Source organism: Amycolatopsis sp., assembly GCF_035546795.1.
In the GTDB taxonomy this organism is placed as follows: domain Bacteria; phylum Actinomycetota; class Actinomycetes; order Mycobacteriales; family Pseudonocardiaceae; genus Amycolatopsis_E.
Genome location: NZ_DASZWC010000002.1, coordinates 120,525 through 146,478, shown reverse-complemented (window position 1 = coordinate 146,478; position 25,954 = coordinate 120,525). Strand labels below are relative to the sequence as shown.

Below are 25,954 nucleotides of genomic sequence, written 5' to 3'. Positions count from 1 at the left end.
CCCGCTCCCGGCGTTCTCTCACCGCGTCTCGGCTTACCCGCCCCGCGCGGTTCAGCTCGCGCGGGGGAAGTTGAGCATGCGGCGCGCGTTGGTCTCCACGATCATCTCGACCTCGTCGTCGGGCACGTCGGCCAGCACCTCGTGGGCGCGCTTGCGGCTGTTGGGCCAGTTCGAGTCCGAGTGCGGGTAGTCGATCTCCAGCGTGAGGCGGTCGACGCCGATCGCGTAGCGGTTCGCCACACCGTGCTCGTCGTCGATGAAGCAGCCCCAGAAGTGCTCGCGGAACAGGTCGCTGGGCCGGGTCTCCCGGTCGATGGGCTGGTACCAGCGGTGCCGGTCCCACACGAAGTCACACCGCTCCAGGATGTAGGGGATCCAGCCGATCCCGCCCTCGGCGAGGGAGATCTGCAGGTTCGGGAAACGCTGCAGCGCGCCGGAGAACAGCAGGTCGACCGTGCTCCACATCAGGTTCGACGAGAACAGCACGGTCGGCACCACGAACGGCGCGTCGACCGGCTGCATCTCTCCGGCGACCGGCTTCATGGCGCTGAACGAGAAACCGGGCATGTACGAACCCGAGCCGAAGTGCAGGGAGACCGGCATCCCGGTGTCACTGCACACCTGCCACAGCGGGTCCCAGTGGTCGCTGTGGAACGACGGCAGGCCGAGCGGCACCGGGCTGTCCGGGAAGGAGAGCGTGCGGGCGCCCTTGGCGGCGACGCGTTCGGCCTCCTTGACGGTCAGGTCGATGTCCCACACCGGCAGGATGGCCATCGGGACGAACCGCTCCGGGGCGCTCGCGCACCATTCGTCGATGTAGAAGTCGTTCCAGGCCTGCACGCACAGGTAGGCCAGCTCCTTGTCCTGCGCGCGGAAGAACGTGCTGCCACCGAAACCGGGGAAGGACGGGAAGCACAGCGCGGCCTGGACCCCGTCCAGGTCCATGTCCTTCACCCGGGCGACCGGGTCGTAACAGCCGGGGATCATGTCCTCGTAGCGGACCGGGTCCAGGCCCCATTCCTTGGGGTCCTTGCCCGCCACCGCGTTCAGCCCGATGGTGGGGAAGATCTTGCCGTCGTAGTGCCACAGGTGCTTGCCGTCGACCTCCTTGATCAACGGCGCCGCGTCGCGGAACTTCGCGGGGATGCGGTCCTGCCACACCCGCGGGTGCTCCACGAGGTGGTCGTCGACCGAGACGATCTGATGGTGGTCCTGTAATGGCATCTTTGCCCTCCAGTGGGTTCTACCGAGGTACTTTCTGACGCGGTGTCTATCTGACAATATAACCTTGTAGCGGGTCTCACCAGAGGCGTGAAGGAGTGGAGATGTCCCAGAAACAAGAGGAAATCACGGTCGAGCGGCCCGAGGAGGACGATTACGACCTGTTGACGTTCGGCGAGGCCGGGGCGCGCCTGGAAATCGAGATTCGGACGATGCGTGCACGTGTTCGCGAGCTTGCGGAGAGTACTCCGCGGGACGAGGCGGCGCTCCAGGAGGCGCAGGAGCGGCTGCGTGATCTGGAGGCCGGTGCCGAGCGCAACCGTGCGCAGCCGATCAATGACGCGAACTTCGAGAAGTTCTTCGGCTATCCGGGCAAGGCGCGCCGCAACACCACCTGGTGAGCCTCAGCGGACCATCAGCATCCCGCCGTCGACGGCGAACACCTGACCCGTGATGAACCGGGCGCCCGGCCCGGCGAGGAACACCAGCAGCGGCACCAGGTCGCGGTCGACCTCGCCGAGCCTGCCGTCGATGGGCATCACGGCCTTCAGCTGCGCGTCGTGTGCCGCGAGCTGTTCGGCGCTCATCGAGGCACGCGTCTTGGCGTACATCGGCGTGGAGATGGCGGGCGCGATCGCGTTCACCGTGATGCCGGCGGCGCCCCATTCCTGCGCGACGGTCCGGGTCCAGCCCAGCACGGCGCCCTTGCTCGCGGCGTAGTGCGCCTTGTTGCGTAGGCCGATCACCCCGGCGGCGGAGGCGAAGTTGATGATCCGCCCGCCGTACTCGCTCAGCCGCCGGTACGCGGCCTGGTTGGTGAGGAACGTGCCCTTGGCGTTGATGTCGAGGACCTGGTCCCACTCCTCGGCGGTGATCTGCTCCGCCGGCGCGCCCGGTGCGATGCCCGCGGCGTGCACGAGCACGTCCAGCCCGCCGAGCAGGTTCGCCGCCTCCGCGAAGGCGTTTTCCACCGAGCCGGGCGAGGAAACGTCGCAGGAGACGAACCGGGCGCCCGCTTCCTTCGCGATGTCCGTGCCCGCGTCTTCCTGAATGTCGCACGAGATCACCGAACCGCCGGCGGCGGCGAACGCGCGCACGACGCCCGCGCCCATGCCGCTGGCGCCACCGGTGACGAGCACCCGGGTTCCGCTGAGCGAGTCTGTCATGAGAGATCCTTCCTGATGTGACATGACTGTCTACTGTGCTGACGTGGCGCCGGGAGGTACAAGGCGTCCGGCGCATGTGAGCGTTGACACACTGTCAGATTGTTCCTAGTCTCGGCCTGCGGCCGCGCTGTCGCGGCCCTGGGCCGAGGAGACGAGATGACGGCATCGATCGAGTGTGCGTCCTACCGGGTCACGGATTCCTATTTCGGTGAGCCCTATGTCGACGTCGACGAATGGCGGGAGCAGCCACACCCGCACCGTCACGTGCACGGCGGGTTTTCCGGCTGTGACACCAGATTCACCTTCTACTTCCCCGCCGCCGCCGAATGGCAGGGCAGGCTGATCCAGCCCATGGAGGGCGCGCACGCCGGGCACGAAGACTTCTTCGGCGGCGCGCTCGGGGACGCGATGGGCGGGGTCGGGCTGACGGCCCGCCTCGGTGGCTACATGGTCGAATCGAACATGGGGCACATCGGCGACGACATCGATCCCAAGGGCGGCGAGGACGCGACGCTGTACGGCTGGCGCGCGGCGGCCGAAGCCGCGCGGTTTTCCAAGCACGTCGCCGCGCAAGTGTACGGCTCCCCGCCGCATCACGCCTACGTGTGGGGCGGCTCCGGCGGCGGGCGCCGGTCGCCACTGCTGCTGGAGAACGCTCCCGACGTGTTCGACGGGGCGCTGCCGTTCATGGGTGGCGGTGACGTGGCGGATTTCCCTGCCACCGAACGGATCCGTGGCGCGCAGGTGATGAGCTTCGCGTGCATGTTCAACGTCCAGCGGCTGCTGCGGGACAAGATGGAACCGCTGGTGGACGCGACCCGCCCGGGCGGCAGCGGCGATCCGTTCGCCGGGCTCACCTCGCACGAGCGCGAGGAGCTCGCGAGCCTGTACCGGCAGGGTTTCCCGCGCGGCGACGAGTACATGATCGGCGCGCCGATGGGGCAGATCTGGCTCTGGTCCTCGATCGCCGACCAGCTGTTCGAGCAGGATCCGGCCTATTTCGAGAACTTCTGGACGCAGCCGGGCTATGTCGGGCACGACCATCCCGAGGCCGTGCGCGACGACGTACTCGACGTGGTCACCACCGTGGAACGCGTGGTCACGATCGGCGAGCTGGCCCAGGACCCGGAGTTCGCCGGCCCGGAATACCAGCTGATCCGCGGCACGGCACAGATCATCGGCGCGAGCGGGGGCGCCGATCTGCCCTACGCCGTGGTACTGCGCGATCTTCCGGCCGGTTACCGCCTCGGCACCGGGCTGCGGGTGGCCAGTGGCGAGGCCGAGGGGCGTCAGCTCTACTGCACGGGAACCGCGGGCGAGCTGCTCGTCGCCGACGGGCGTGGCGAGGCCAACCTGCAGCGCTTCCGCGGGGTCCGGGCCGGCGACGAGATCCACGTCGACAACCGCCGGTTCCTCGCGTTCTGCTACTTCCACCGGCACCACCTGATGGCCGACCCGCAGTTCGATTCCTTGCGGGTCAACGGGATCCCGGTCTACCCGCAGCATCCGGTGCCGCTGATGTCCCCGCTGATGGGCGTCTCCTACACCGGGCACTACTCGGGCAAGCTGCTGTGGATCCACCACACGCACGACTCGTCGTTGTGGCCTTCGCAGGGCCTGATCTACGCGAGTGCCGTGCGCGCCACCCAGGGCGAGGAAGGCGCGGCGGAGCGTTTTCGCTTGCAGTGGACGGAAAACGCCGAGCACATCCCGCCGGTGTACCTGCCGGACTCGCCTTCGCGGGCGAGCAGCACCTGGCTGGTCGACTACTTCCCGATCATCGAACAGGGCCTGGCCGACCTGATCCGCTGGGTGGAGGACGGGGAAGCGCCACCTGCCACCACGTACAGCTACCGGGACGGGCAGGTCGGCCTGCCCGCGACAGCGTCCGGGCGGGGCGGGGTGCAGCCGGTGGTCGTGGTCGAGGCCAACGGCGAAGCCCGCACGGAGGTGAAGGCCGGGGACCCGGTGGAGCTGACCGTCCGGGCCGAGGCGCCGCCGGCGGGTGGCACCATCGTGTCCGTCGAGTGGGATTTCGACGGTCATGGCACCTTCCCGTTCCGGCCCGCGGTCAGCGGTGCCGAGAAGTCGGTTTCGCTGACCACCACCCATGTCTACGACGCGCCGGGCACGTACTTCGCCACGGCCCGGGTGTGCGGTCACCGCGACGGCGACGGGCAGACACCGTTCCGGCGCCTGCCCAACGTCGCCTCGGCGCGCGTCGTCGTCAGCTGACGGCGGCGGCTTCGGCGTCGGCGACGGCATCGCCGTTGATCGAGAAGCCGCCGTCCGCGGTGAGCTGCGCGCCGGTGACGAACTCGGCCTGGTCGGAGGCGAGGTAGGCGACGGCGTAGGCGATGTCCATCGGGTTGCCGATCCGGGTGAGCCGGCCACCACCGGTGTGGTGGCCGGAGTCGCCCCGGCCGGAGACGACGCGGCCGACCAGCACCGAGTTCGCCCGGATCCCGTGCGGCGCGCCCTCCACCGCGAGGGTCCGGGTGAGCGAGGTGACCCCGGCCTTCGCGGCACCGTAGGCGCCGAAGCCCTTGAACCCGGCGATGGCCTGGCCCGAGGAGATGTTCACGATGGCCGCGCCCGGGGCCGCGGACAGGTGTGGCCAGGCGTACTTCGAGGCCCAGAACACGTTGCCCGTCAAGGTGCCGACCAGGACCTTGTTCCACTCCTCGGTGGTGTAGTCGGCGACGTCCTTCACGGTGCCGGCGACGACCTCGGTGGGCGCGGCGTTGTTGATCAGGGTGGTCAGCGAGCCGAACCGGCGCACCGTCTCCTCGATCACCTCGCGCACGTTGGCCTCGTCGGTGACGTCGAGGCGGAGGAACTCCGCGGTGCCGCCCGCCTCGCGGATCCGGCTGACGACCTTCTCGCCCTTCTCCACGGTGCGCCCGGTGACCACGACCGAGGCACCCTGACCGGCCAGGTGCTCGGCGATCGACCGCCCGATGCCCCGGGTGGACCCCGAGACCAGCGCCACCTTGCCCGCCATCAGCTCACCCATGTCCGTCTCCCACTTCGTCGTGTGCCGCTTCCAGAAAGGTGTCACTACTGTCAGATTCTGTCAACAGAATTCCTTGCGAAGCTGCTCTCTACTGGGAATAGTCTGTAGTCGACACGTCAGACTTATGAGGGGAGCGGCGATGGGGCCGAACCCGGCGCTCGTGATCAGCGAGTGCCAGCAGGGCATCCTCGACCCGGAGCGGTCGGTCACGCCCGCGCTCGCGCGGCAGGCGGCCGAACGGGGCATCGTGCCCCGGATCGCGCGGCTGGCCGAGGACTTCCGCGCGGCCGGGCTGCCGGTGGTGCACTGCCACATCGCGCACCGCCCGGACCTGGCCGGCCTGCGGCGCAACTCGCTGCTCAACGCACTGGCGATCAAACGCCGGTCGATGATCGCGGGCACGCCCGACACGCTGGCGCCACCGGAACTCACGCCACGGGACGGCGACCACGTCAGCCTCCGCACCACCGGGCTGACCGCGTTCTACGGCACCGATCTCGACGCGGTGCTTCGCCTGTGGGATGTGGAGACCCTCGTGGTCACCGGGGTGTCGACCAACGTGGCCGTGCCGGGGCTGTCGCTGGAGGCCGTCAACCGCGGCTACCACGTGCGGATCCCGGACGACTGCGTCGCCGGCACTTCGCCGGAGGAACACGAGTTCATGATGCGCGGGCTGCTCTCGGCGGTCGCGCGCATCACCGACTCCGAGACCGTGCGCCGCGAGATCGCCGCGCCGGTGCCCGACCGAGAAAGGAAGGCCTGATGACCCGGCCCGCGTATCGCATCCTGCCGGCCCAGACCGCGGATTCCACCCCGTTCTGGACCGGGGGTGCCGAGGGTGAGCTGCGGATCCACCGCTGCCGCTCGTGCTCGCGCTACTTCCACCCCCCTGTGGGCGTGTGTTTCCGTTGCCGCAGCAGGGATGTCGCCCCGGAGCCGGTCTCCGGCCGCGCGACGGTGGCCTCGTACACCGTCAACCACCACCCGTGGTTCGGCGACGCGTTCCCGCCGCCCTACGTGGTGGCGATCGTCGAGCTGGCCGAGGATCCCGAGGTCCGGCTGACCACGCAGATCGTGGACTGCGCGGTCGAGGACGTGCGGATCGGGATGGCCGTCGAGGTCGTGTTCGAGCAGCACGAGGATGTGTGGATTCCGGTTTTCCGGCCTGCTGAAGGGATTGTGGCATGACGTTCGTCGACGGGAAGGCGGTCATCGCCGGGGTCGGTCAGTCCGCGGTGGGCCGTAAGCTCGGCCGCGGCGGGGTGGACCTGGCCATCGACGCGGCACTGGAGGCCATCGCGCACGCCGGGCTCGATCCGTCCGATGTGGACGGTGTGGCCAGCTATCCCGGCCCGGTGCCGGCCGAGGGCGGCTTCGTCGGGGCCACCACGCACGACATCCGTGACGCGCTGGGCCTGCGCACGACGTGGGTGATCAGCGGTTCGGAGACCCCGGGCCAGGCGGGCACCCTGATGGACGCGGCCGCCGCGATCGCCACCGGCCGCGCCACTCACGTGCTGTGCTTCCGGAGCGTCTTCGAGTCCACCGCGCAGGCGGCCGGGCGTGCGCAGGCGCTCACGAACGTCGCGCAACGCGCCGGCGGGCACTCGGAGTTCCGGATGCCCTTCGGCGCGGCGTCCCCGGCGAACTGGATCGCCCTCTACGCCCAGCGCTACATGTACGAGTTCGGGCTGACCCGCGAGCAACTCGGGCAGATTCCGCTCAACGGCAGGCGGAACGCGGCGCGCAACCCGAAGGCGATCTACACCGCCCCGATGACGCTGGAGGACTACCTCTCCGCGCGGCTGATCTCCTACCCGTTCGGCCTCTACGACTGCGACGTCCCGTGTGACGGGGCCACCGCGGTGATCCTGTCCCGCCGGGACGCGGCCGGGAACTCGGGCCGTCCGGCGATCGCGATCGAGGCCGCCGGTTCGGGCCTCTACGAGCGGCACACCTGGGACCAGCGCACGGACCTGACCACGATGGCCGCGCACGATTCCGCGCAGCACATGTGGAGCCAGACCACGCTGACCCCGGCGGACGTGGACTTCGCCGAGCTGTACGACGGGTTCAGCTACCTGTGCGCGCAGTGGATCGAGGCGCTGGGCTTCTGCAAGCACGGCGAGGTCGGCCCGTTCCTGGAGGATTCGGCCTACTACGCGCCGGACGGCCGGCTGCCGATCAACACCCACGGCGGCCAGCTCTCCGCGGGCCGGCTGCACGGCTACGGGTTCCTGCACGAAGCCTGTGTGCAGCTGTGGGGCGAGGCGGGGGAGCGGCAGATCACCAAGGACGTGGAGATCGCGGCGGTGGGTATCGGCGGCGGGCCCGAGGCCGGCTGCCTGCTGTTGCGCCGCGAAGGCTGAGTTACCAATCCGACCGGAAATAGGTGGATACGCACCCGCGGCCGATCTGCTCGTAGAGACCGGTTTCCGCCGTGGCTGTGGCCGGATTGGTAACGAACGGCACAGTCCCGGTGGCGGTACCGCGGAAAACGGTACCGCCACCGGGTCGTCCTACAGGACGGCGCCGGCGACCTTCAGCTCGATGATCCGGTCCATGTCCAGGCCCAGCTCGCCGAGCACCTCGTCGGTGTGCTCGCCGTGCCCCGGCGCCCGGCGGGTGTCGCCCGGCTCACCGTTGAACTGCAGCGGCGCCGGCACCAGCTGGAACGCGTTCCCGTTGGCGTCCTTGAGTTCCCGCAGATAGTTGTTGGCGACCATCTGCGGGTCGGACAGCACGTCGATCGGCCGCTGTACCGGCGCCCACGGCCCGCGGCCCGCGGACAGCACTTCGGTGACCTCTTCGAAGGTGCGGGCGCCGAACAGGGCGGCGAGTTCGGCGTTCGCCTCCTTGTTGTTCTTCATCCGGGCGGCGTGGTCGGCGAAGCGCTCATCGGTCGCCAGCTCGGGGCGGCCCAGCGCGGCGACCAGTTCCGGCCAGAACTTGTCGGTCTGCAGCATGACCAGCGAGACGAACCGGCCGTCCTTGGTGGCGTAGCTGTTGACCAGCGAGTTCGGTGCGTCGGCCGGGCGGTAGCGCGGGATGCGCTCGACCCCGAAGGCCGCCGACGCGGCGATGCTCGCGCCCATCGCCCAGGCACCCATGGACAGCAGCGAGCCGTCGACGGTGAGGGCTTCGCCGGTGCGCTCGCGGTGCAGCAGCGCGGCCGAGATGCCGCCGGCGATGGTCAGCCCGCCGAGCACGTCGCCGAACGCGGCGCCGGGCTGCGTGACCGGGTAGCCGAGCTCGTCCGGGCTGACCGTGTCGGCGGCGCCGGAGCGGGCCCAGAAGGTGGAGTTGTCGTAGCCGCCCTCGTTGGCCTCCGGGCCGTGCTGGCCGTGTGCCGAACCGCGGGCGTAGATGATGTCGGGGTTCACCGCGCGGATGTCGTCCACGTCTATCCTCAGCTTCGCCCGCTGCGCGGGCAGGAAGTTGGTGAGGAAGACGTCGGACTGCGCGGCGAGGCGAAGCAGCAGCTCGCGCCCTTCCTCGGACTTGATGTCCAGTCCGACGCTGCGTTTGCCCCGGTTGGGCAACTCGACCATGTGGGCGACGCCGCCGAGGGGGACCAGGCCCGAGGTGACCAGCCCGCGCTGCGGGTCTCCGGTCTCGGGATGCTCGACCTTGATGACGTCGGCGCCCCATTCGGCCAGGATGCCGCCGGCGACGGGGACGTAGGTCCACGACGCGACTTCGAGTACGCGGATTCCGTTCATGATGGCGATCACGGGAGAATTCTAACGGTCGCGTCACCTTATGTCATGTGTTTCTGGTGGGCTTTTGCTGAGGCTGGACCGACGAATCTGACTCAAGGTATGTTTCCGGAATGGCATCGCTGAACCAGGCCGCCACCCCGGTGGCAGGCCCCGGCTCCGTGCTCGGCCTGCTCGAGCTGGAGCGGGTCGAGCAGGACCTCTACCGGGCGGCACCGTCCGCCGACGAGCCCTATCCGCTCTACGGCGGGCAGATCGCCGCGCAGGCGCTGAAGGCCGCCGGTCTGACAGTCGCGGAGGAACGGGCCCCGCACTCACTTCACGGATACTTCCTTCGCGGCGGCGCCACCGCCAAGCCGACGATCTACCGGGTGGACCGCGACCGCGACGGCCGCTCGTATTCGGCGCGGCGCGTCGTGGCGATCCAGGACGGTAAGCCCATCTTCACCCTCTCCGCCTCGTTCGTGGCGCCCGAGCCGGGTGCCGACCGCGAATTCGGCGGAGCGCCGGCCGTACCGCCCGCGGACGAGCTGGGCGAAGCGCTCCTGCCCCGGTTGCTCTCGATCGAGGCCAGGCTGCCGCCCCAGGAGCACGAGGACGCCGAATGGCCGACCCGGTTCTGGGCGCGCTGCACCGCGGCGCTGCCGGAGTCGCCGCTCGTGCACGCCTGCGTGCTGACCTACCTCTCGGACATCTCCAGCGGCCTCTTTCCCTTGCACGGCAACGACGGCGTGACCGGGGCGAGCCTGGATCACGCGCTCTGGTTCCACCGGCCCGTCCGGCTCGACGAGTGGGTGCTGACCGACCTGGTGCCGCAAACCGTCGCCGGCGGACGCGGCTGGTACACCGGCACCGTCCGCCGCGCCGACGGGACACTGGCCGCGAGCCTGACGCAGGAAGCGCTGTTCCGCGGGCCCGACACCCGGCCCGACTGGGCGCGCGGACCATACGGTAAGGAGGCTCGGTGAAGGTCGACACCACTGTTCCGGCGGGCGTGCTCGATCCGCGCGGCGCGGCCGAGCGCGCGGAGCGTGACGGCTACGACGGGCTCTGGACGAGCGAGATCAAGCACGACCCGTTCCTGGGGCTGAGCCTCGCCGCGACGGCCACCCGGCGGATCTCGCTGGGCACCGCGATCGCGCTGGCCTTCGCCCGCACCCCGATGTCGACCGCCGTGCTGGCCAACGACCTGCAGGCGCTCTCCGGCGGGCGCCTGCTGCTCGGGCTGGGCAGCCAGATCAGGGCGCACATCACCCGCCGGTTCAGTATGCCGTGGTCGCATCCGGCGCCGCGGATGCGGGAGTACATCCTGGCGCTGCGGGCGATCTGGGCCTGCTGGCACGAGGGCGCGCCGCTGGAGTTCGAGGGCGAGTTCTACCAGCACACCCTGATGACCCCGATGTTCACGCCGGAACCGCACGGGCACGGCAGCCCGCGGGTGCTGCTCGCCGGGGTCGGGCCGGCGATGACGAAGGTCGCCGGCGAGGTCGCCGACGGTTTCCTGTGCCACGGCTTCACCACCGAGGCCTACCTGCGTGAAGTCACCTTGCCCGCGCTCGCCGCCGGCCGCGGGGGAGACCTGGACGGCTTCGAGATCGTGGGCTCGCCGTTCGTCGTGACCGGCCGGACCGAAGCGGAGTTCGCGGCCGCCGATTCGGCCGTGCGCGGCCAGATCGCGTTCTACGCCTCGACTCCCGCTTACCGGTCCGTGCTGGAGAAGCACGGCTGGGGCGCGCTCGGCGACGAGCTGCACACGATGTCGAAGGCGGGCCGGTGGACCGAGATGGGCTCGCTGATTCCCGACGAGGTGCTGCACGCCTTCGCCGTCGTGGGCGAACCGGCCGAAGCCGGCCGGGAACTGGTGCGGCGCTACGGCGACGTGTTCACCCGCACGCCGCTGTACACGCCGTACGCGGCGGATCCTGAGGTGCTCGCCGAAGTGGCGGGCGTGGCGCGGACGGGAGTGGTGGCGTGAGCGTGCTGTTGACCGAAGACGTGGGCGCGGTGCGTGTCCTCACGCTGAACCGGCCGGAGGCGCGCAACGCGCTGAACGGCGAGCTGATCAGCGCGCTGTACAAGGCATTGCTCGACGCGGACGGCGACGCCGGGGTGCACGCGATAGTGCTGACGGGCGCCGATCCGGCGTTCTGCGCGGGCGTGGACCTGAAGCAGGCCGCGTCCGAAGGCGCCGCGTACTTCCGCCGGTTCGAGGAGGAGAACTGCATCGGCCAGGCCGCACTGGTGCGCACGCCGATCATCGGCGCGGTCAACGGGGCCGCCTTCACCGGAGGGCTGGAACTGGCGCTGGGGTGCGATTTCCTGGTCGCGTCGGATCGCGCCGTCTTCGCCGACACGCACGTGCGCGTCGGTGTCCTCCCCGGTGGCGGCCTCACCGCGCGCCTGCCCCAGCTCGTCGGGCCGGCCCAGGCGCGCCGGATGTCGATGACCGGCGAGGTGGTCGACGCCGCGCGCGCGGAGCGGCTCGGGCTGGTCACCGAAGTGGTACCCCACAACGGTTTGCGCGACCGGGCGCTCGAACTCGCGGCCGCGATAGCCGGGGTGCCCGTGCCGGCGATGGCCGGGCTCAAGCGGATCTACACCGAAAGCGCCGGCAGCCTGCTCGGCCCGGCACTGGAGATCGAGACCAGGATCGCCGGCGCGCACGACTCCGACCTCGGCGGGCTGGAGGAGCGCCGGGTCGCCGTGCTGAACCGCAATCGTGCCCAGTTCAACGGAGAAAAGGGGTAACAGATGACCGAAAACAGTGTCCTGCTGGTGCTGTCCAACCCGGCCGAGGGTCAGGAAGACGCCTACAACGAGTGGTACGACCAGACCCATCTCGCGGATGTGCTGAAGGTGCCCGGGGTGTGCGCCGCGCAGCGCTACGAGCTCGCGCCGATGAACTCGCCGGAGGCCGAGGGCATGGGCTCGCCCGCCCACCGCTACCTCGCCACCTACGAGCTGGACGGGGATCCGGACGAGGTGATGGCGGAGTTCCTGCGCCGCATCGGTGCCGGCGAGATGACGCTGAGCGAGAGCCTGGACATGGGGACCATCGTGATGACCTCCTGGCGCCCGCACGGCCCCCGGCGCACCGCGTGAGCTGACCGTTGGGGCCCTTTCCCAAGGGCCCCAACGGAATCAGCCCAGGGTGAACGGGTCGCGGGTCTCGCCGGACAGCTCCACCCACACGGCCTTGGTCTCGGTGTAGTCGAGGATCGCGTCCGCGCCGTTCTCACGCCCGATGCCCGACAGGCCCATCCCGCCGAACGGCACCTCCGGAGCCACCGCGCGGTAGGCGTTGACCCAGACGGTGCCCGCCCGCAGCCGCGCGGCGACCCGGTGCGCCCGGTGCACGTCCTTCGTCCACACCGAACCGGCCAGGCCGTAGGGCGTGCCGTTGGCCAGGCTGACCGCCTCGTCCTCGGAGGAGAACGTGCTGACCGCCAGCACCGGGCCGAAGATCTCCTCGGTGATCGCGCGCGCGTCGGCGGGCAGGTTCGTCAGCACCGTCGGGCGGACGAAGTAGCCGCCGAGTTCGGACACCGCTTCGCCGCCGCAGGCGATGGTCACGCCCTGCTCTCGGGCGGCCTTGAAATGCTCCAGCACCTTGGCGTACTGGCGGTCGTTGGCCAGCGGGCCCATCTCGGTGCCGGCGGCGCGCGGGTCGCCGATGACGATCTGGTTCGCCCGTTCGACCACCTTCTCGACCAGCGCTTCGGCGACGGATTCCTCGACCAGCAACCGGGAACCGGCCAGGCAGGTCTGCCCTGCCGCGGCGAACACCCCGGCGATCAGGCCGTTGGCGGCCGCGTCCAGGTCGGCGTCGGCGAAGACGACCTGCGCCGACTTGCCACCCAGTTCGAGGCTGACGCTCGTGATGTTGTCGGCGGCCGCGTGCGCCACCGCCCGGCCCGTCTCGGTGCTGCCGGTGAAGGCGACCCGGTCCACCCCGGGGTGCGAGGAAAGCGCCTTCCCGGTTTCCGGGCCCCAGCCGGTGATCACGTTGAAGACACCGGGCGGGAACCCGGCCTCGGTGATCAGCTCGGCGAGCGCGACCGTGGACGTGGGCGTGTAGTCGCTGGGCTTGACGACGATCGTGCACCCGGCCGCCAGCGCGGGCGCGAGCTTCCACGTCAGCAGCAGCAGCGGCGAGTTCCACGGCGTGATCGCGGCGACCACACCGACCGGTTCGTGCCGGGTGTAGACCAGATAGTTCGGCTTGCCGGTCGGGATGACTTCGCCCTGCAGCTTGTCGACCAGCCCGGCGTAGTAGGTGTACCAGGCCGAGAGTCCCTTGGCCTGCCCCGACATCTCGCGCATCAGCTTGCCGCCGTCGCGCACCTCCAGCTCGGCGAGCCGCTCCGCGTCGCGGGTGATCAGCGCGGCCAGCTTGCGCAGCAGCTCACCCCGTTCCGGCGGGGTCAGCGCGCCCCACGGCCCGGACAGCGCGGCCCGCGCGGCGGCCACGGCCTGGTCCACGTCCTCGGCGGCGCCGTCCGCCACCTGCGCCCACGGCTTCCCGGTGTAGGGATCTTCACTCTCGTAGGTCCGGCCGGACGCGGCGGGCACCGCCTTGCCGTCGATGTAGAGATTGAACTGCTCCATCGCATTTCTCCTAGTTCAGGCCGCCACGTTTGACCAGCTGGGAAGCGATCACGTTGCGCTGGATCTCGTTCGTGCCCTCGCCGACGATCATCAGTGGGGCGTCGCGGAAATAGCGCTCCACGTCGAACTCCGTCGAATAACCGTAGCCGCCGTGCACGCGCACCGCGTTCAGCGCGATCTCCATCGCGGCCTCGGAGGCGAACAGCTTCGCCATCCCGGCCTCCATGTCGCACCGTTCGCCCGCGTCGTACTTGCGCGCGGCGTACAGCGTCAGCTGGCGGGCGGCGGTCAGTTTCGTCGCCATTTCGGCCAGGTAGTTCCCGATCGACTGGTGCTGCCAGATCGGTTTGCCGAAGCTTTCCCGTTCCTGCGAATACCTCAGCGCGTCGTCGAACGCGGCCCGGCCGACGCCCAGCGCCCGCGACGCCACCTGGATGCGGCCGATCTCCAGGCCCTTCATCATCTGCGAGAACCCGTGCCCCTCGACACCGCCCAGCACCGCCGACGCGGGCGCGCGGTAGTCCGAAAAGGACAGTTCACAGGCCTCGACGCCCTTGTAGCCCAGCTTCGGCAGGTCGCGGGAGACCTCCAGACCGGGGCCGTGTTCGACGAGCAGCACGGAGATGCCGCGATGCCGGGGCATCGCGGCCGGATCGGTCTTGCACAGCAATGCGATCAGCTGTGAGCGCCGCGCGTTGCTGATCCAGGTCTTCGCCCCGTTGACCAGATATCCGTCGCCGTCGCGCTTGGCCACGGTCTTCATCGCCTGCAGGTCCGAGCCGCCGCCGGGTTCGGTCAGCGCCATCGTGGCCCGGATCTCGCCCGTCGCCATCTTGGGCAGGTACCGGTCCTGCTGTTCCCGCGTGCCGAACGCGAGCAGCAGCTTCGCGACCACCGTGTGCCCGCCCATCGCGCCGGCGAGGCTCATCCAGCCGCGCGCGAGCTGCTCGGTCACCCCGACGTAGCAGGGCGCCGACACCGGGGCTTCGCCCCACGGCGCGGGAATCGCCAGCCCGTAGATGCCGAGCTGCTTCATCTGCTCGATGAGCTTCTCGGGGTACTCGTTGGCGTGTTCCAGTTCGGCGGCCACCGGCCGGACGTCGCGGTCCACGAAGTCCCGGACGGTGTCGACCACCGCCTGCTCTTCGGAATTCAGCTCCACCAGGCCTCCAGCTAGATGACGCGGTCGGCGCGGAGCCGATCGATTTCGGTGTCGGTGCGGCCGAGTGCGCGCAGGATCTCCCCGGTGTGCTCGCCGACGGCGGGGACCGGGTCCATCCGCGGGCGCACCCCGCCCAGGGTGACCGGCGGCTGCAGGGCCCGCACCGGGCCGCCGGGGGTGCCGACCTCGTGCCAGCGCCCGCGTCCGGCGAGCACGGGATGGTCGAGGAACTGCGGCATGGTGCGCAGCCGTGCGTTGGCGATACCCGCCGCGTCGAGCAGCTTCACCGCGGCGTCGGTGTCCAAATCGGACAGCCGGGCGGCGATCAGGTCGTTGAGCACGGCCCGGTTCGCGACCCGCGCCGAATTGCGGGCGAAGCGGGGATCGGTCGCCAGTCCTTCGTCGGCGAGCAGGTCGGCGCAGAACCGGGCCCACTCACGGTCGTTCTGCACGGCGATGACGAGCACATCGCCGCTCGCGGTCGGGTAAGGCCCGTACGGCGCGATCGTGGCGTGCTGGCCGCCGACGCGTTCCGGTGCGCTGCCGCCGTATTCGGTGTAGTAGGCGGGCGAGCCCATCCACTCGGCGAGCGCCTCGAACAGCGACACCTCCACGGCGGGCGCGTGCCCGGTGTTGGCGCGCTGCAACAGCGCGGTGAGGATGCCCGAGTACGCGTACATGCCCGCGGCGATGTCGGCCACCGAGATGCCGACCTTGACCATGTCCGCGGGCGTGCCGGTCAGCGACATCAGCCCGCTTTCCGCCTGTACCAGCAGATCGTAGGCCTTGCGGCCGGCCCACGGCCCGCTCGCGCCGAACCCGGACACGTCGCAGACCACCAGCCGCGGGAACCGGCCGGCCAGCTCGGGCGCGCCGAGCCCCATCCGCGCGGCCGCGCCCGGCGCGAGGTTCTGCACGAACACGTCCGCCCCGGCGAGCAGCTCGTCCAGGATCAGCCTGCCGTCTTCGGACTTCAGATCCAGCGTGACCGATTCCTTGGACCTGTTGAGCCACACGAAATAGCTCGACTGCCCGTGCACGGTCTCGTCGTAGCCGCGGGCGAAGTCGCCCTTGCCCGGCCGCTCCACCTTGATCACCCTGGCGCCGAGATCGGCCAGCTGACGGGTCGCGAACGGGGCCGCGACCGCCTGCTCCAGGCTCACCACGGTGATGCCGTCGAGCGGGCGGCCGGTCACCGCAGCCGCCGTTCCCGCCGCTGTCCCCGCGGCATCTCACCCCGGCCGGGGTTGCCGAGCTGGGTGTAGGCCAGCCCGTGCCGCTGCGACAGCGAAGGCGGTTCGTCCAGCGACTCCCAGATCGCCCGGATGGTGCCCTGGATGGCCTCCGGGCGGCGGCTCGCGATCTCTTCGGCCAGCGCCTGCGCGGCGGGCCACAGCTCGTCGCGGGGGAGCACGTCGGTGACCAGCCCGAGCCGCAGCGCGGTTTCCGCGGTGATGCGTTCTTCGTTGCCCAGCAAGGCCCAGCGGACGACGTCGCCGAGCGGGACGCCGCGGCGCAGCATCCCGACCGGTTCGAGCGCGGACACCATGCCGCTGTTGGCGTGCGGATCGAAGAACGTCGCGTCCTGCGAGCAGATCACGATGTCGGCCTCGTTGAGGAAGTACATCGCGCCGCCCGCCGCCATCCCGTGCACGGCGGCGATCACCGGTTTCCACACCCGGTGCTGCTTCGGCCCCAGCAGCACGCCGGGGTCCTCCTGGTTCCACACGCTCTGCCCGGTCCACCACGGGCCCTCGGTCATGTCGATGCCGGTGCAGAAGGCCCGGTCCCCGGCCGCGCGGAGCACCGCGACGTGGATGTCGTCCTCGTCGCGGACCCGCTGCCAGATCCCGGCGATCTCCCGGGTCATCTTCTCGTTGAACGAGTTCAGCTTGTCCGGCCGGTTCAGGGTGATGGTCGCGACGTGGCCGGTGACGTCGAACAGCACGGTCATCGGGTGCCCCCGAACCGCGCGGTCAGCTCGCGCTTGACGACCTTGCCCATCGCGTTGCGGGGCAGCGAATCGATCAGCTCCAGCTGCTCGGGCAGCTTGCGGATGCTCAGTCCGTGCTCGCGCAGATGCGCGCACAGCGTCGCCAGATCCGGTGGTGCGGCGGGATTTCCGGGAACGACGACGGCGCAGGCGCGCTCGCCCGTCTCCGGGTCCGGCACGCCGATCACCGCCACGTCGGCGACCGCGGGATGGGTGCTCAGCAGCTCCTCCAGTTCGCGCGCGGAGATGTTCTCCATCTTGCGGATGATCACGTCTTTCAGCCGGCCGGTCACCGTGACGTAGCCGCGCGAGTCGCGGTAGCCGAGGTCGCCGGTGCGGAAGTAGCCGTGCTCGTCGAACGCGTCGGCGTCCAGCGAAGAATCGACGTAGCCCAGCATGAGCTGCGGCCCCTTGACCCGGATCTCGCCCGGCTCGCCGTCAGGGGCGCGCGATCCGTCCTCGCGCACCACGATCGCTTCACCGCCGGGGCCGGGCGGGCCCTCGGACTTCGCGTGGTCGGCGTCGTTGTCGTCCCAGCGGCCCCAGGTCAGGTACGGGCATTCGGTCATCCCGTACCCGGACACCACGCCGACCCCGCCCAGCTCGGCTTTCACCTGGTAGTGCAAGGCTTCCGGGCGCGGGGACCCGCCGCACATGGTGACCCGGACCTTCGGGAACAGCGGTGTGTCCCGTTCCCGCTGGCGGGCGAGGTAGACCTGGATGAACGGCAGGCCCGAGCCCAGCAGCGTGACGCCCTCCGCGGCGAGCAGTTCCGGGGTCTCGTCCGGGACGAAGACGGCGCTGGTGACCATGGTGCTGCCGGCGATCAGCGCGGTGAGGATGTGCGCGATCCCGCCGACGTGCGCCAGCGGCAGCAGGGTCGCCGTGACGTCCTCGGGCCGTACGCCGAGATGGGCGCAGAACGTGTTCGACGCGGCGATCAGCCCACGGTCGCAATGCTTGGCGCCCTTGGGATCCGACGTGGTGCCGGAGGTGTAGAAGATCCACCGGACGGCCGCGGGGTCTTCGGGCGGCGGGGGGAGTGCCGCCGGGTCGCCCTCGGGCAGCTCGCCGTCGACGAGCAGGACCTCCAGGCCGGGCTGGGCCTGCGCCACGGCCCGTCCCATCGCTTCGTGGTCCACCCCGCGGAACGTGCCGGGCACCGCGAGCCAGCGCGTGCCCGCCTGAGCGCAGATGAACTTCAGCTCGCGTTCCCGCAGCATCATCACCAGCGGGTTCTGCACCACGCCGAGTCGGGCCAGCGCCACCGCGAGGGTGATCGTGCCGATCCGGTTCGGCAGCTGCCAGGACACCACGTCCCCGGGCCGGACGCCCCGGGCCAGCAGGCCGGCGGCCGTGCGCTCGGCGGCCTCCTTCAGCTCGGCGAAGGTGACCCGGTGGCGGTTCTCGTCGACCACGACCGTCGCATGTGGACTCTCGGCCGCTCGCCGGGTGACCAGGTGCCAGACGGTGCCGGCGAGCAGGTCCTCCGACCGCGGCGCCGTTGCCGCCGCCGTGCTCACAGCAGGAACGCCAGCGTCGGGACCGGGCCACCGGCGTTGACCAGGTGCACGGTCTTGGCGACCAGCCGCGGGCCCTGCTCGGTGAGCCGGACGCGGTGGATGACGCGGCCCGCCCAGGTGGTCATCTGGTAGCGGTACTCGTACAGCACGAAGTTCGAGCCGACGGTGACCGTTTCGGCGTCGCGCTCGAGCAGTTCGGTGTTCGTCAGCAGGCGGCGCAGTTTCGACGGCGGGGTCTGGGAATGCCGCGCGCCCGTGTTGAGCTGCGCGATCCGGCTGTGGATCCGGCGCCGGTTGTCGTAGATGTAGGACAGGTCGCGCGCCGGGTCCGCGTTCTCCGACATCGGCACCCAGTAGAGCCCGTCGTCGTCCCAGAGCGCTTCCCACTCGGAGTAGCGTGCTTCGTCCGCGAGCCGTGCTTCGAGGTACAGGAACGACAGGATCGCCGGGTCGACACCCACGGCCGTGGTCTCGGTACTGGTCATGGTCACTCTCCGTCCAGCACGGACGCCCAGTGCTGCCAAAGGCCGCGTTGCGGGGTCTCGGAGCTCTTGTCGTGGTTGACGATGCCGGTCTCGTCGGCCTGGTCCGTGGTCGCGCCGCGAGCGAGCATGATCCATTCCGGATGCGTGGCGGCGAGGCCCATCTGGTTGCGCGCGCCGATTTCGCCGTCGTCGGCGATGAGGAACCCGGCCGGGCCCATCGCGCCCTCGGTGCGGCGCAGCATCCGGCTGTTGAGCTCGTCCATGCCCGGGATCAGCGCCGGGGTGGTGTAGGCGATCGTCTCGCCGGGGGCGAGCGGTTCGACGAACATGATGTTCATCTCGGCGAGGAAGAGGTTGGGGAAGATCATCGTGTGCGGCGGGCCGACCACGAACGCCTTGTGCGTGGCTTCCTTGCCGTGCGCCTGCTCCATCGCTTCCACGTAACGGGGCAGCTTCGCCCGGGGCGCGCGGCCGAACCAGACGAACTCCTCGTCGAGGCGCGAGTACTCGGGCAGGTAGTCGATCTCGGAGTGCCCGTTGCCGAGGTCGCGCACGTAGACCTCGACCTTGCTCGGCACGTGCGAGACCTTCGCCTCGCGCACGGCCTCGTACACCGACTGGTGGGTGAACAGGGCGTGGTAGCCGTCGACGTTGTTCTCGATCACCATCTTCCAGTTGCTGAAGTGGTGGTGCTTCATCCAGCCCGCGCGCAGGTCGAGCTTGCCGTCGGGGGACAGCGCGAGCAGCCGGTCGATCGCGCCGGTCGCCCGGCCGAGGTGCTCGCGCAGCGAGATCCCTTCCGGGGCGAGGGAAGCGAAGACGAACCCGCCGTAGCTGTCCATCCTCGGCGCGGGGGACAGGCCCAGCTGGGACCGGTCGGCGAGGAACTCCGGGGAGTAGCCGCCGCGCATCGGCACGGCGACCAGCGCGCCGTCGTTCTTGAACGTCCAGCCGTGGTACGGGCAGCGGAACGTGGTGCTGTTGCCGCGTTCGGCGTTGCACAGCCGGTTCCCGCGGTGCGCGCACCGGTTCGCCAGCACGTGCACCTCGCCGTCCTTGCCGCGGCTGACGATCACCGGTTCACGGCCGATCCGGCGGGTCACGTAGTCGCCGGGCTCGGGCACTTCGCTCTCGTGCGCGACGAAAACCCAGCCCTCGCGGTAGATGCGCTCGAGCTCCAGCTCGAACACGGCGGGGTCGGTGTAGACCGAGCCGTGTATCCGGTCGGGCCGGACCAGATCGCGCGCCCGCGTGTCCAGTTCGGTCATCGGGACTCCTTTGCGTTGGCAGCTACGGATACTTCGAAGGCGGGGACGGCGACGCCGCCGAGCTCGCGGAACCCGATGGACACCGGGTCGCCGATCGAGGGCGGGCCGCCGGGGGTGACCGCGGTGAGCACCAGGCGGTGGCCGCTGGCCAGTTCGACGTCGGCGACGGGGTACGGCTCGGCCGTGCGCACCAGCCCCGGTTCGAGGCGGTGCACGACGGTCGCCGTGTGCACGCGGCCACGGGGCGGCACGGGACGCCAGACCGGGCCCGTGGCGCCGCAGCCGTCGCAGACCAGTTGTTCGGGTTCCAGCGGTAGTTCGCATGCGGAGCAGAACGGCAGCACCAGCTCGCCCCTGGCGGCGCCGCGGTACAGCTCGCCGAGCGCTTCGTCCTCAATGGACGGTGCGAGGCTGTCGTCCAGCAACCAGTCGGTGCTCATGCAGCCTCCTTGCCGGACGCGGCAAGCCGCGGCAGTGTCTTCTCGTCGGCAAGCATGGTGCCCGATGATTCGGACCTGCAAGCAGTCCTCATGCCGCACGCTCCAGGATCAGGCAAGCGTGGTGGTCCAGCCTGCCGCCGATGCCGCCGACGAGCGCGGTCCGCGCGCCGGGCACCTGACGCCCGCCGCCTTCGCCGCGCAGTTGCACGACGGCTTCCACGAGCGGCGTCATGCCCTGGAGGTAGAAACCCGAGAGCTGGCCGCCGCCGGTGTTGGTCGGCAGGCTTCCGCCCGGCGCCAGCGCGCCCGAGGACACGAGCGGACCGGACTTGCCCGGCTCGCAGAACCCGTACTCCTCCAGCAGGCACAGGGTGACGATGCTGAAGGGGTCGTACAGCTCCAGCACGTCGAGATCGGCGCGGCTCATCCCGGCTTCGCCGAGCGCGTCGTCGAGCGCGCGACGGCCTCCGCCGAACCACGACTCGCCACCGGCGCGGCGGCGCCGCACGGGGTGCTCGCGGCCGACGCCGCGGATGCGTATTCCGTCGCCCTCGCTGCTGACCACGACGGCGGCCGCACCGTTGACGGGCCGCGCGCAGTCCAAGCGGCGCAAGGGAGTGGAGACCAGCGGGCTCGCGTAGTAGGCCTCGGCGTCGAGCGGCTTGCGCTGGACGGCTTCGGGATTGTGCAGGGCCCAGGCACGGGCGGTCAGCGCGACCTCGCACAGGCTGCCGGGGTCGCCGCCGGTGACGGTGAGCCACCGCTGCGCGAGCAGGGCATAGGTGGGGACCGAGCCGAGTACGCCGGAGGCGCGTTCCAGGCCCCGCGTACCGGAGTTGCCGCCGCTGTGGGCGTAGGTGGACCCGGCGCCACCGCCCGAGGAGATCGGCGCGTCCGCGAACACGCATACGACCGTGCGCGCCGCACCGGAACGGATCGCCAGCCGGGCGCGCTCGATCATCGCCACCGTGGTGGCGCCCTTGATCTCCACGTGCTCCAGCAGCCGCAGGTCACGCAAGCCCCCGTGCTGGGCGAGCGTGACGCCGACCCGGTCCGGGCGCACGCCCTGGCTCGACCCGACGAGCAGCCCGTCCACGTCGGCGCGGGTGAGCCCGGCGTCGGCGAGCGCCGCCTGCAGCGCCTCCACCGCGAGGGCGGACGCGGTGCCGCCGGGGCGGATGGACATGGCTGTCCGGCCGAGGCCGGTGATCCTGGGCTCGGGACTCATCTGGCGCGCTCGTCCCGGTAGTGCCCGACCCGCAGCCAGTCCAGCCGGTCGTCGGGACTGGCGAGGCAGAAGCTCGCCAGTTCGAGTGGGGACAACAGGATCTCCGCACCGTTCTCCAGGTCCTGCACGAGCAGCCTCGGGCCGTTGCCGCGCTCGTCGAGCGCGATGCGGACCGAGGCGAACTCGTTGGCCAGCAAGGCGAGTTCGCGGATCCGGGGGTCCTGGCCGTTCGCGGTTTCCATCACGCCTGCCAGGTTTCTGTCGACGGTGACCACGTCATCGTTATATCGTACACTCACTGTCAGAAACAATGCCCTACGAAGAAGGGTAGGCGATGGATACTCTTCCTATCGCCCAGCTCAAGTGCACAACGGCCGAGGCTCCCGACGTGGACAGGTTGGCCGATTTCACCAAATTCACGGCTCTGGCCGGGAGGGAGACCGCGTGAGCGCCCAGGAGAACGAGTATCGCAGCATCTGGACCTGGCTGCGGGAGCTGGATTTCCGGCAGGGCCGGTGTGACGCGGGCGGCGTCCGGACCCGGTTCGCCGAGGCGGGCGACCCGGCCGCGCCCGGGGTGCTGCTGCTGCACGGCACGGGCGGGCACTGGGAGACGTTCGCGCCGAACCTGGCCGCGCTGAGCGAGCACTTCCACGTGGTCGCGGTGGACATGGTCGGCAACGGGTTCTCCGAAAAGCCGGATTACGACTACGAAATCGCGGTCTACGTCCGGCAGGCGGCCGCCGTGCTGGACCACTTCGGGATGGACCGCGCGTCGGTGATCGGCATGTCACTGGGCGCCTGGGTCACCGCGCGCCTCGCGCTGGACCACCCGGACCGGGTCGAGAAGATCATCCTGATGTCACCGGCCGGGCTGGTCGCCACCGCCTCGAACATGGCCCGCATCCGGGCCGAGCGGACCCAGGCCGTGCAGAACCCGGACTGGGACTCGATCAAGGCGATGTTCGACCACCTGATCGCCGACGAGCGCAACCGCATCCCCGACGTGATCGCGTTGCGCCAGGCGATCTACCGGCTCCCCGACACCCGCGAAACCATCGACCACCTGCTGATCCTGCAGGATCCCGACGCGCGTGAGCGCAACCTGCTGACCGAGCAGCAGTGGTCGTCGATCAAGGCGCCCGCCCTGGTCGTCGCGTCCGGCAAGGACTACAGCGAGTACGAGAACACCGCCCGCCGGGTCGCCGCGCTGCTGCCGAACTCGCAGCTGCTGGAGATGCCCGATGTCAAGCACTGGCCGCATTTCGAGGACCCGGAGACGTTCAACCCCGCCGCGCTCAAGTTCCTGCGAGGGTGAGGCAGATGCTCAACGAGGAGCAGATCGCCGACGCCGTCGCCCGGCTCGACGAGGCGGAACGCACCCTGGCCCCGATCAGGCAGCTTTCCCTGCAGTACCCCGAAATGACCATCGAGGACGCCTACGCCGTGCAGCGCGCGTGGGTGGCCGAAAAGCTGGCGCGCGGCCAGGTCCTGCGCGGCCGCAAGATCGGGCTCACCTCGCAGGTCATGCAGCGTGCGGTCTCGATCACCGAGCCCGACTACGGCGCGCTGTTCGACGACATGTTCTTCGACGACGGCGCCACCGTGCCGCACGGGCGCTACATCTACCCGCGGATCGAGGTCGAGCTGGCGTTCGTGCTCGGCAAACCGCTCAAGGGGCCCGGGGTCACGGTGTTCGACGTGCTCAGCGCCACCGAGTACGTCACGCCCGCGATGGAGATCCTGGACGCGCGGGTGCAGATGAGCGACCCCGAGACCGGGCATCTGCGCACCATCGTCGACACCATCGCCGACAACGCCGCCGACGCGGGCATCGTGCTCGGCGGCCGGGTCGCCCGCCCGCTCGACATCGACCTGCGCTGGGTTTCCGCGGTCCTGCACCGCAACGGCGTGATCGAGGAGTCCGGGGTCGCCGCGGCGGTGCTCAACCATCCCGCCAACGGCGTGGCGTGGCTGGCCAACCGGCTCGCCCCGCACGGCGTGCGGCTGGAGCCCGGTCAGGTCATCCTCGCCGGGTCGTTCACCCGGCCGGTCCACGCCGAGGACGGGGACGTCTTCCTCGCCGACTACGGCCCGCTGGGCACCGTCAGCATCCGGTTCGAGGCGGCGAAATGACGGGCTGGGGCGCACGGCTGCGGGAATCCGCGCCACTGGTGGGCATGTGGGTGGTCTCCGGCAGCGCCTACAACGCCGAGATCTGTGCCGGCGGCGGGCTGGACTGCCTGGTCATCGACTGCGAGCACGCGCCCAACACCGTGCCGTTGCTGGTGCCGCAGCTGCAGGCCGTCGCGCCCTACCCGGTGGACGTCGTGGTGCGTGCACCCTCGGACGACCCGGTGCTGATCAAGCAGATGCTCGACGTCGGCGTGCACAACCTCATGGTGCCGATGGTCGAGACGGGCGCGCAGGCGCGGGATCTGGTCGCCGCGACGCGGTACCCGCCCGAGGGCATTCGCGGCGTCGGAGGTGCCTTCGCCCGCGCATCCCGCTGGGGACGCGTGCCGGGCTACCTGCGTGACGCGGCGGCCGGGCTGACCCTGACCGCGCAGGTGGAATCCCAGCGCGGCTTGGACGAGCTGAAAGCGATCGCGGCCGTGGACGGGGTGGACGCGGTGTTCCTCGGCCCCGCCGACCTGGCCGCCTCACTCGGCCATCTCGGCGAACCCGAGCATCCGGACGTGCTGGCCGCGATCGAGGACGCGATCCGCACCGTCACCGCGGCCGGGAAAGCCGCCTGTGTCAACGCTTTCGCCGAACCCACCGCACGCCGCTACCTGGCGGCCGGTGCGCGCTTCGTGGTCGTGGGCGCAGACGTCACGCTGCTCGCCCGGGGCAGCGAAGAACTCGCCGCGCGGTACCGCTGAGACCAAGACCCGAAAGGAAAAGCCCGAGTGGATCTGGACTTCACGGCCGAGCAGGCCGAGTTCCGCGACGAGGTGCGGACCTGGCTCGCCGAGCACGCTCCCACCGAGGCGCGGCCCACCGAGGACCCCGCCGCGATCCGGGAGTACGACCTGGCCTGGCAGCGCACCCAGTGGGAAGGGGGCTGGGCGGGCATCGCCTGGCCGGAGCAGTACGGCGGCCGCGGGCTGACCCTGGTGCAGCAGCTGATCTGGTACGAGGAGTACGCGAAGGCGGGGCTGCCCAGTATCGACGCCTGTTTCGTGGGCCTCAACCACGCCGGGCCGACCCTGATCACCACGGCCCGCGACGAGCAGAAGGCGTATCATCTGCCGCGGATCCTGCGCGGGGAAGACGTGTGGTGCCAAGGGTTTTCCGAGCCGGGAGCGGGTTCGGACCTCGCGTCGCTGAGCACCCGCGCCGAACTCGACGGCGACAGCTACGTGGTGACCGGCCAGAAGATCTGGACCAGCTTCGCGATGATGGCCGACTACCAGGAACTGCTGGTGCGCACGAGCCGCGGCGAGGCCAAGCACCACGGCATCACCTGGCTCATCTGCGACATGCGCTCGCCGGGTATCGAGGTCCGGCCCATCGAGACGATCGAGGGCGGCGCCGAGTTCTGCGAGGTCTTCTACGACGAGGTGCGGATCCCGGTGTCCAATGTGGTCGGTGCGCCGGACAAGGGCTGGCGGGTGGCGATGTCCACGCTGTCCTTCGAACGCGGCACCGCCTACACCGCGAGCCAGGTGCGCCTCGCCGAACTGGTGGAGAACCTGATCGGCGCGGCCCGCGAGCGCCCCGGCCCGGACGGCCGCCGCCCGGCCATCGCCGACGACGAGCTGGCCCGGCGGCTGTCCACCGCCCGCGCCGAGGTCGCGGCGCTGCGGGCGATGACGTACGCGGGCATCTGCCGCAACCTCACCGCGGCGCAGCCGGGCCCCGAAGGCTCGATGCTGAAGCTGTACTACGCCGAGATCGCCAAACGGGTCGCCCGGCTGGCGATGGACATCCTCGGCGCCGACGCGCTGCGGCTGACCTCGCGCTGGGACCGGCCCTACGGCTGGTCCGGGCACTACCTGTACTCCTTCTCGGCCTCCATCGGCGGAGGTACGTCGGAGATCCAGCGCAACATCATCGGCGACCGCGTGCTCGGTCTGCCCCGGTAGCAATCCGATCCGAAGAAGGCGGACACGGTCTGCAG

At 70.4% G+C, this 25,954-nt stretch carries 27 protein-coding genes; 13 read left to right on the top strand and 14 right to left on the bottom strand.

Features of this window, described 5'->3' with window-relative positions; genetic code table 11:
• Positions 1 to 51 precede the first annotated feature (51 nt).
• The gene (locus tag VHD82_RS02315) at positions 52 to 1,224 is read right to left on the bottom strand and encodes an amidohydrolase family protein (protein WP_325696439.1); all 1,173 of its coding nucleotides are present in this window, start codon (positions 1,222 to 1,224) and stop codon (positions 52 to 54) included.
• Positions 1,225 to 1,319: 95 nt separating this feature from the next.
• Between VHD82_RS02315 and VHD82_RS02310 the strand changes: the two genes are divergently transcribed.
• Positions 1,320 to 1,622, top strand: coding sequence for a hypothetical protein (locus VHD82_RS02310; protein ID WP_325696437.1), 303 nt, complete (start codon positions 1,320 to 1,322; stop codon positions 1,620 to 1,622).
• A 3-nt stretch (positions 1,623 to 1,625) separates the two neighbouring features.
• Here VHD82_RS02310 and VHD82_RS02305 read toward each other — a convergent pair whose 3' ends face one another.
• Positions 1,626 to 2,387 carry an SDR family NAD(P)-dependent oxidoreductase gene (locus VHD82_RS02305; protein ID WP_325696435.1) on the bottom strand — a complete coding sequence of 254 codons (762 nt, stop codon included), beginning with the start codon at positions 2,385 to 2,387 and terminating at the stop codon, positions 1,626 to 1,628.
• 156 nt (positions 2,388 to 2,543) lie between these two features.
• On the opposite strand from VHD82_RS02305, the gene VHD82_RS02300 reads away from it, so the two are divergent.
• Positions 2,544 to 4,622 carry a PKD domain-containing protein gene (locus tag VHD82_RS02300; protein WP_325696433.1) on the top strand — a complete coding sequence of 693 codons (2,079 nt, stop codon included), beginning with the start codon at positions 2,544 to 2,546 and terminating at the stop codon, positions 4,620 to 4,622.
• Here VHD82_RS02300 and VHD82_RS02295 read toward each other — a convergent pair.
• Positions 4,615 to 5,448, bottom strand: coding sequence for an SDR family NAD(P)-dependent oxidoreductase (locus VHD82_RS02295; protein WP_325696431.1), 834 nt, complete (start codon positions 5,446 to 5,448; stop codon positions 4,615 to 4,617). The two genes, VHD82_RS02300 and VHD82_RS02295, sit on opposite strands and share 8 nt — an antisense overlap.
• 94 nt (positions 5,449 to 5,542) lie before the next feature.
• Between VHD82_RS02295 and VHD82_RS02290 the strand changes: the two genes are divergently transcribed.
• From VHD82_RS02290 to VHD82_RS02280, 3 genes are read left to right on the top strand one after another with little or no spacing between them, the layout of a single operon-like run.
• Positions 5,543 to 6,166, top strand: a complete 624-nt coding sequence (locus VHD82_RS02290; RefSeq protein WP_325696429.1) for a cysteine hydrolase — start codon at positions 5,543 to 5,545, stop codon at positions 6,164 to 6,166.
• Positions 6,166 to 6,591, top strand: coding sequence for a Zn-ribbon domain-containing OB-fold protein (locus VHD82_RS02285; RefSeq protein ID WP_325696427.1), 426 nt, complete (start codon positions 6,166 to 6,168; stop codon positions 6,589 to 6,591). Before VHD82_RS02290 ends, VHD82_RS02285 begins: the two co-directional genes overlap by 1 nt.
• On the top strand, positions 6,588 to 7,772 hold the full coding sequence (locus VHD82_RS02280; RefSeq protein ID WP_325696425.1) for a thiolase family protein: 1,185 nt from the start codon (positions 6,588 to 6,590) through the stop codon (positions 7,770 to 7,772). Before VHD82_RS02285 ends, VHD82_RS02280 begins: the two co-directional genes overlap by 4 nt.
• Positions 7,773 to 7,922: 150 nt before the next feature.
• On the opposite strand, the gene VHD82_RS02275 is transcribed toward VHD82_RS02280, so the two are convergent.
• Complete coding sequence (locus tag VHD82_RS02275; protein ID WP_325696423.1) at positions 7,923 to 9,137, bottom strand: CoA transferase; 1,215 nt, start codon at positions 9,135 to 9,137, stop codon at positions 7,923 to 7,925.
• Between the two features lie 98 nt (positions 9,138 to 9,235).
• On the opposite strand from VHD82_RS02275, the gene VHD82_RS02270 reads away from it, so the two are divergent.
• From VHD82_RS02270 to VHD82_RS02255, 4 genes are read left to right on the top strand one after another with little or no spacing between them, the layout of a single operon-like run.
• A complete protein-coding gene (locus VHD82_RS02270) occupies positions 9,236 to 10,090 on the top strand; it encodes an acyl-CoA thioesterase (protein WP_325696421.1) in 855 nt (284 codons plus the stop codon).
• Positions 10,087 to 11,097, top strand: coding sequence for a TIGR03617 family F420-dependent LLM class oxidoreductase (locus VHD82_RS02265; protein ID WP_325696419.1), 1,011 nt, complete (start codon positions 10,087 to 10,089; stop codon positions 11,095 to 11,097). The genes VHD82_RS02270 and VHD82_RS02265 overlap by 4 nt, the downstream gene beginning before the upstream one ends.
• Positions 11,094 to 11,870: an enoyl-CoA hydratase gene (locus VHD82_RS02260; RefSeq protein WP_325696418.1), complete on the top strand. Its 777-nt coding sequence runs from the start codon at positions 11,094 to 11,096 to the stop codon at positions 11,868 to 11,870. Before VHD82_RS02265 ends, VHD82_RS02260 begins: the two co-directional genes overlap by 4 nt.
• A gap of 3 nt (positions 11,871 to 11,873) precedes the next feature.
• Entirely contained in the window at positions 11,874 to 12,224 is a 351-nt protein-coding gene (locus tag VHD82_RS02255; RefSeq protein WP_325696416.1) for a hypothetical protein, read from the top strand.
• A gap of 39 nt (positions 12,225 to 12,263) precedes the next feature.
• Here VHD82_RS02255 and VHD82_RS02250 read toward each other — a convergent pair whose 3' ends face one another.
• The 10 genes from VHD82_RS02250 to VHD82_RS02205 all read right to left on the bottom strand — a co-directional run bounded on the left by VHD82_RS02250 (position 12,264) and on the right by VHD82_RS02205 (position 22,104).
• Positions 12,264 to 13,730, bottom strand: a complete 1,467-nt coding sequence (locus VHD82_RS02250) for an aldehyde dehydrogenase (protein ID WP_325696414.1) — start codon at positions 13,728 to 13,730, stop codon at positions 12,264 to 12,266.
• 10 nt (positions 13,731 to 13,740) lie between these two features.
• The gene (locus VHD82_RS02245; protein ID WP_414637429.1) at positions 13,741 to 14,886 is read right to left on the bottom strand and encodes an acyl-CoA dehydrogenase family protein; all 1,146 of its coding nucleotides are present in this window, start codon (positions 14,884 to 14,886) and stop codon (positions 13,741 to 13,743) included.
• A gap of 17 nt (positions 14,887 to 14,903) precedes the next feature.
• The gene (locus tag VHD82_RS02240) at positions 14,904 to 16,088 is read right to left on the bottom strand and encodes a CaiB/BaiF CoA-transferase family protein (RefSeq protein ID WP_325696412.1); all 1,185 of its coding nucleotides are present in this window, start codon (positions 16,086 to 16,088) and stop codon (positions 14,904 to 14,906) included.
• Positions 16,085 to 16,846 (bottom strand): enoyl-CoA hydratase/isomerase family protein, encoded by a 762-nt coding sequence (locus VHD82_RS02235; protein ID WP_325696410.1) that lies wholly within the window; start codon positions 16,844 to 16,846, stop codon positions 16,085 to 16,087. The genes VHD82_RS02240 and VHD82_RS02235 overlap by 4 nt, the downstream gene beginning before the upstream one ends.
• Positions 16,843 to 18,408, bottom strand: a complete 1,566-nt coding sequence (locus tag VHD82_RS02230) for a class I adenylate-forming enzyme family protein (protein ID WP_325696408.1) — start codon at positions 18,406 to 18,408, stop codon at positions 16,843 to 16,845. The genes VHD82_RS02235 and VHD82_RS02230 overlap by 4 nt, the downstream gene beginning before the upstream one ends.
• Positions 18,405 to 18,893, bottom strand: a complete 489-nt coding sequence (locus tag VHD82_RS02225) for an aromatic-ring-hydroxylating dioxygenase subunit beta (protein WP_325696406.1) — start codon at positions 18,891 to 18,893, stop codon at positions 18,405 to 18,407. Before VHD82_RS02225 ends, VHD82_RS02230 begins: the two co-directional genes overlap by 4 nt.
• A 2-nt stretch (positions 18,894 to 18,895) precedes the next feature.
• The gene (locus tag VHD82_RS02220) at positions 18,896 to 20,161 is read right to left on the bottom strand and encodes an aromatic ring-hydroxylating dioxygenase subunit alpha (protein ID WP_325696404.1); all 1,266 of its coding nucleotides are present in this window, start codon (positions 20,159 to 20,161) and stop codon (positions 18,896 to 18,898) included.
• Positions 20,158 to 20,601 (bottom strand): Zn-ribbon domain-containing OB-fold protein, encoded by a 444-nt coding sequence (locus tag VHD82_RS02215; protein WP_325696402.1) that lies wholly within the window; start codon positions 20,599 to 20,601, stop codon positions 20,158 to 20,160. The genes VHD82_RS02220 and VHD82_RS02215 overlap by 4 nt, the downstream gene beginning before the upstream one ends.
• An 88-nt stretch (positions 20,602 to 20,689) precedes the next feature.
• A complete protein-coding gene (locus VHD82_RS02210) occupies positions 20,690 to 21,829 on the bottom strand; it encodes a thiolase family protein (RefSeq protein ID WP_325696400.1) in 1,140 nt (379 codons plus the stop codon).
• Positions 21,826 to 22,104: a hypothetical protein gene (locus tag VHD82_RS02205; protein ID WP_325696398.1), complete on the bottom strand. Its 279-nt coding sequence runs from the start codon at positions 22,102 to 22,104 to the stop codon at positions 21,826 to 21,828. The genes VHD82_RS02210 and VHD82_RS02205 overlap by 4 nt, the downstream gene beginning before the upstream one ends.
• A 169-nt stretch (positions 22,105 to 22,273) precedes the next feature.
• On the opposite strand from VHD82_RS02205, the gene VHD82_RS02200 reads away from it, so the two are divergent.
• The 4 genes from VHD82_RS02200 to VHD82_RS02185 are packed head-to-tail and all read left to right on the top strand — an operon-like array spanning position 22,274 to position 25,919.
• Positions 22,274 to 23,146 carry an alpha/beta hydrolase gene (locus VHD82_RS02200; RefSeq protein ID WP_325696396.1) on the top strand — a complete coding sequence of 291 codons (873 nt, stop codon included), beginning with the start codon at positions 22,274 to 22,276 and terminating at the stop codon, positions 23,144 to 23,146.
• Positions 23,147 to 23,151: 5 nt separating this feature from the next.
• Positions 23,152 to 23,964, top strand: coding sequence for a 2-oxo-hept-4-ene-1,7-dioate hydratase (gene hpaH, locus VHD82_RS02195; RefSeq protein WP_325696394.1), 813 nt, complete (start codon positions 23,152 to 23,154; stop codon positions 23,962 to 23,964).
• Positions 23,961 to 24,713, top strand: a complete 753-nt coding sequence (locus VHD82_RS02190; protein ID WP_325696392.1) for an aldolase/citrate lyase family protein — start codon at positions 23,961 to 23,963, stop codon at positions 24,711 to 24,713. Before hpaH ends, VHD82_RS02190 begins: the two co-directional genes overlap by 4 nt.
• Positions 24,714 to 24,740: 27 nt before the next feature.
• Positions 24,741 to 25,919: an acyl-CoA dehydrogenase family protein gene (locus VHD82_RS02185; RefSeq protein ID WP_325696391.1), complete on the top strand. Its 1,179-nt coding sequence runs from the start codon at positions 24,741 to 24,743 to the stop codon at positions 25,917 to 25,919.
• Positions 25,920 to 25,954: the final 35 nt, after the last annotated feature.

Coding starts and splice junctions, on each gene's coding strand:
- VHD82_RS02305 (WP_325696435.1), bottom strand. CDS start 2,387: ATGACAGACTCGCTCAGCGGAACCCGGGTGCTCGTCACCGGTGGCGCC.
- VHD82_RS02250 (WP_325696414.1), bottom strand. CDS start 13,730: ATGGAGCAGTTCAATCTCTACATCGACGGCAAGGCGGTGCCCGCCGCG.
- VHD82_RS02315 (WP_325696439.1), bottom strand. CDS start 1,224: ATGCCATTACAGGACCACCATCAGATCGTCTCGGTCGACGACCACCTC.
- VHD82_RS02225 (WP_325696406.1), bottom strand. CDS start 18,893: ATGACCAGTACCGAGACCACGGCCGTGGGTGTCGACCCGGCGATCCTG.
- VHD82_RS02220 (WP_325696404.1), bottom strand. CDS start 20,161: ATGACCGAACTGGACACGCGGGCGCGCGATCTGGTCCGGCCCGACCGG.
- VHD82_RS02290 (WP_325696429.1), top strand. CDS start 5,543: ATGGGGCCGAACCCGGCGCTCGTGATCAGCGAGTGCCAGCAGGGCATC.
- VHD82_RS02210 (WP_325696400.1), bottom strand. CDS start 21,829: ATGAGTCCCGAGCCCAGGATCACCGGCCTCGGCCGGACAGCCATGTCC.
- VHD82_RS02270 (WP_325696421.1), top strand. CDS start 9,236: ATGGCATCGCTGAACCAGGCCGCCACCCCGGTGGCAGGCCCCGGCTCC.
- VHD82_RS02255 (WP_325696416.1), top strand. CDS start 11,874: ATGACCGAAAACAGTGTCCTGCTGGTGCTGTCCAACCCGGCCGAGGGT.
- VHD82_RS02190 (WP_325696392.1), top strand. CDS start 23,961: ATGACGGGCTGGGGCGCACGGCTGCGGGAATCCGCGCCACTGGTGGGC.
- VHD82_RS02300 (WP_325696433.1), top strand. CDS start 2,544: ATGACGGCATCGATCGAGTGTGCGTCCTACCGGGTCACGGATTCCTAT.
- VHD82_RS02215 (WP_325696402.1), bottom strand. CDS start 20,601: ATGAGCACCGACTGGTTGCTGGACGACAGCCTCGCACCGTCCATTGAG.
- VHD82_RS02280 (WP_325696425.1), top strand. CDS start 6,588: ATGACGTTCGTCGACGGGAAGGCGGTCATCGCCGGGGTCGGTCAGTCC.
- VHD82_RS02235 (WP_325696410.1), bottom strand. CDS start 16,846: ATGACCGTGCTGTTCGACGTCACCGGCCACGTCGCGACCATCACCCTG.
- hpaH (WP_325696394.1), top strand. CDS start 23,152: ATGCTCAACGAGGAGCAGATCGCCGACGCCGTCGCCCGGCTCGACGAG.
- VHD82_RS02285 (WP_325696427.1), top strand. CDS start 6,166: ATGACCCGGCCCGCGTATCGCATCCTGCCGGCCCAGACCGCGGATTCC.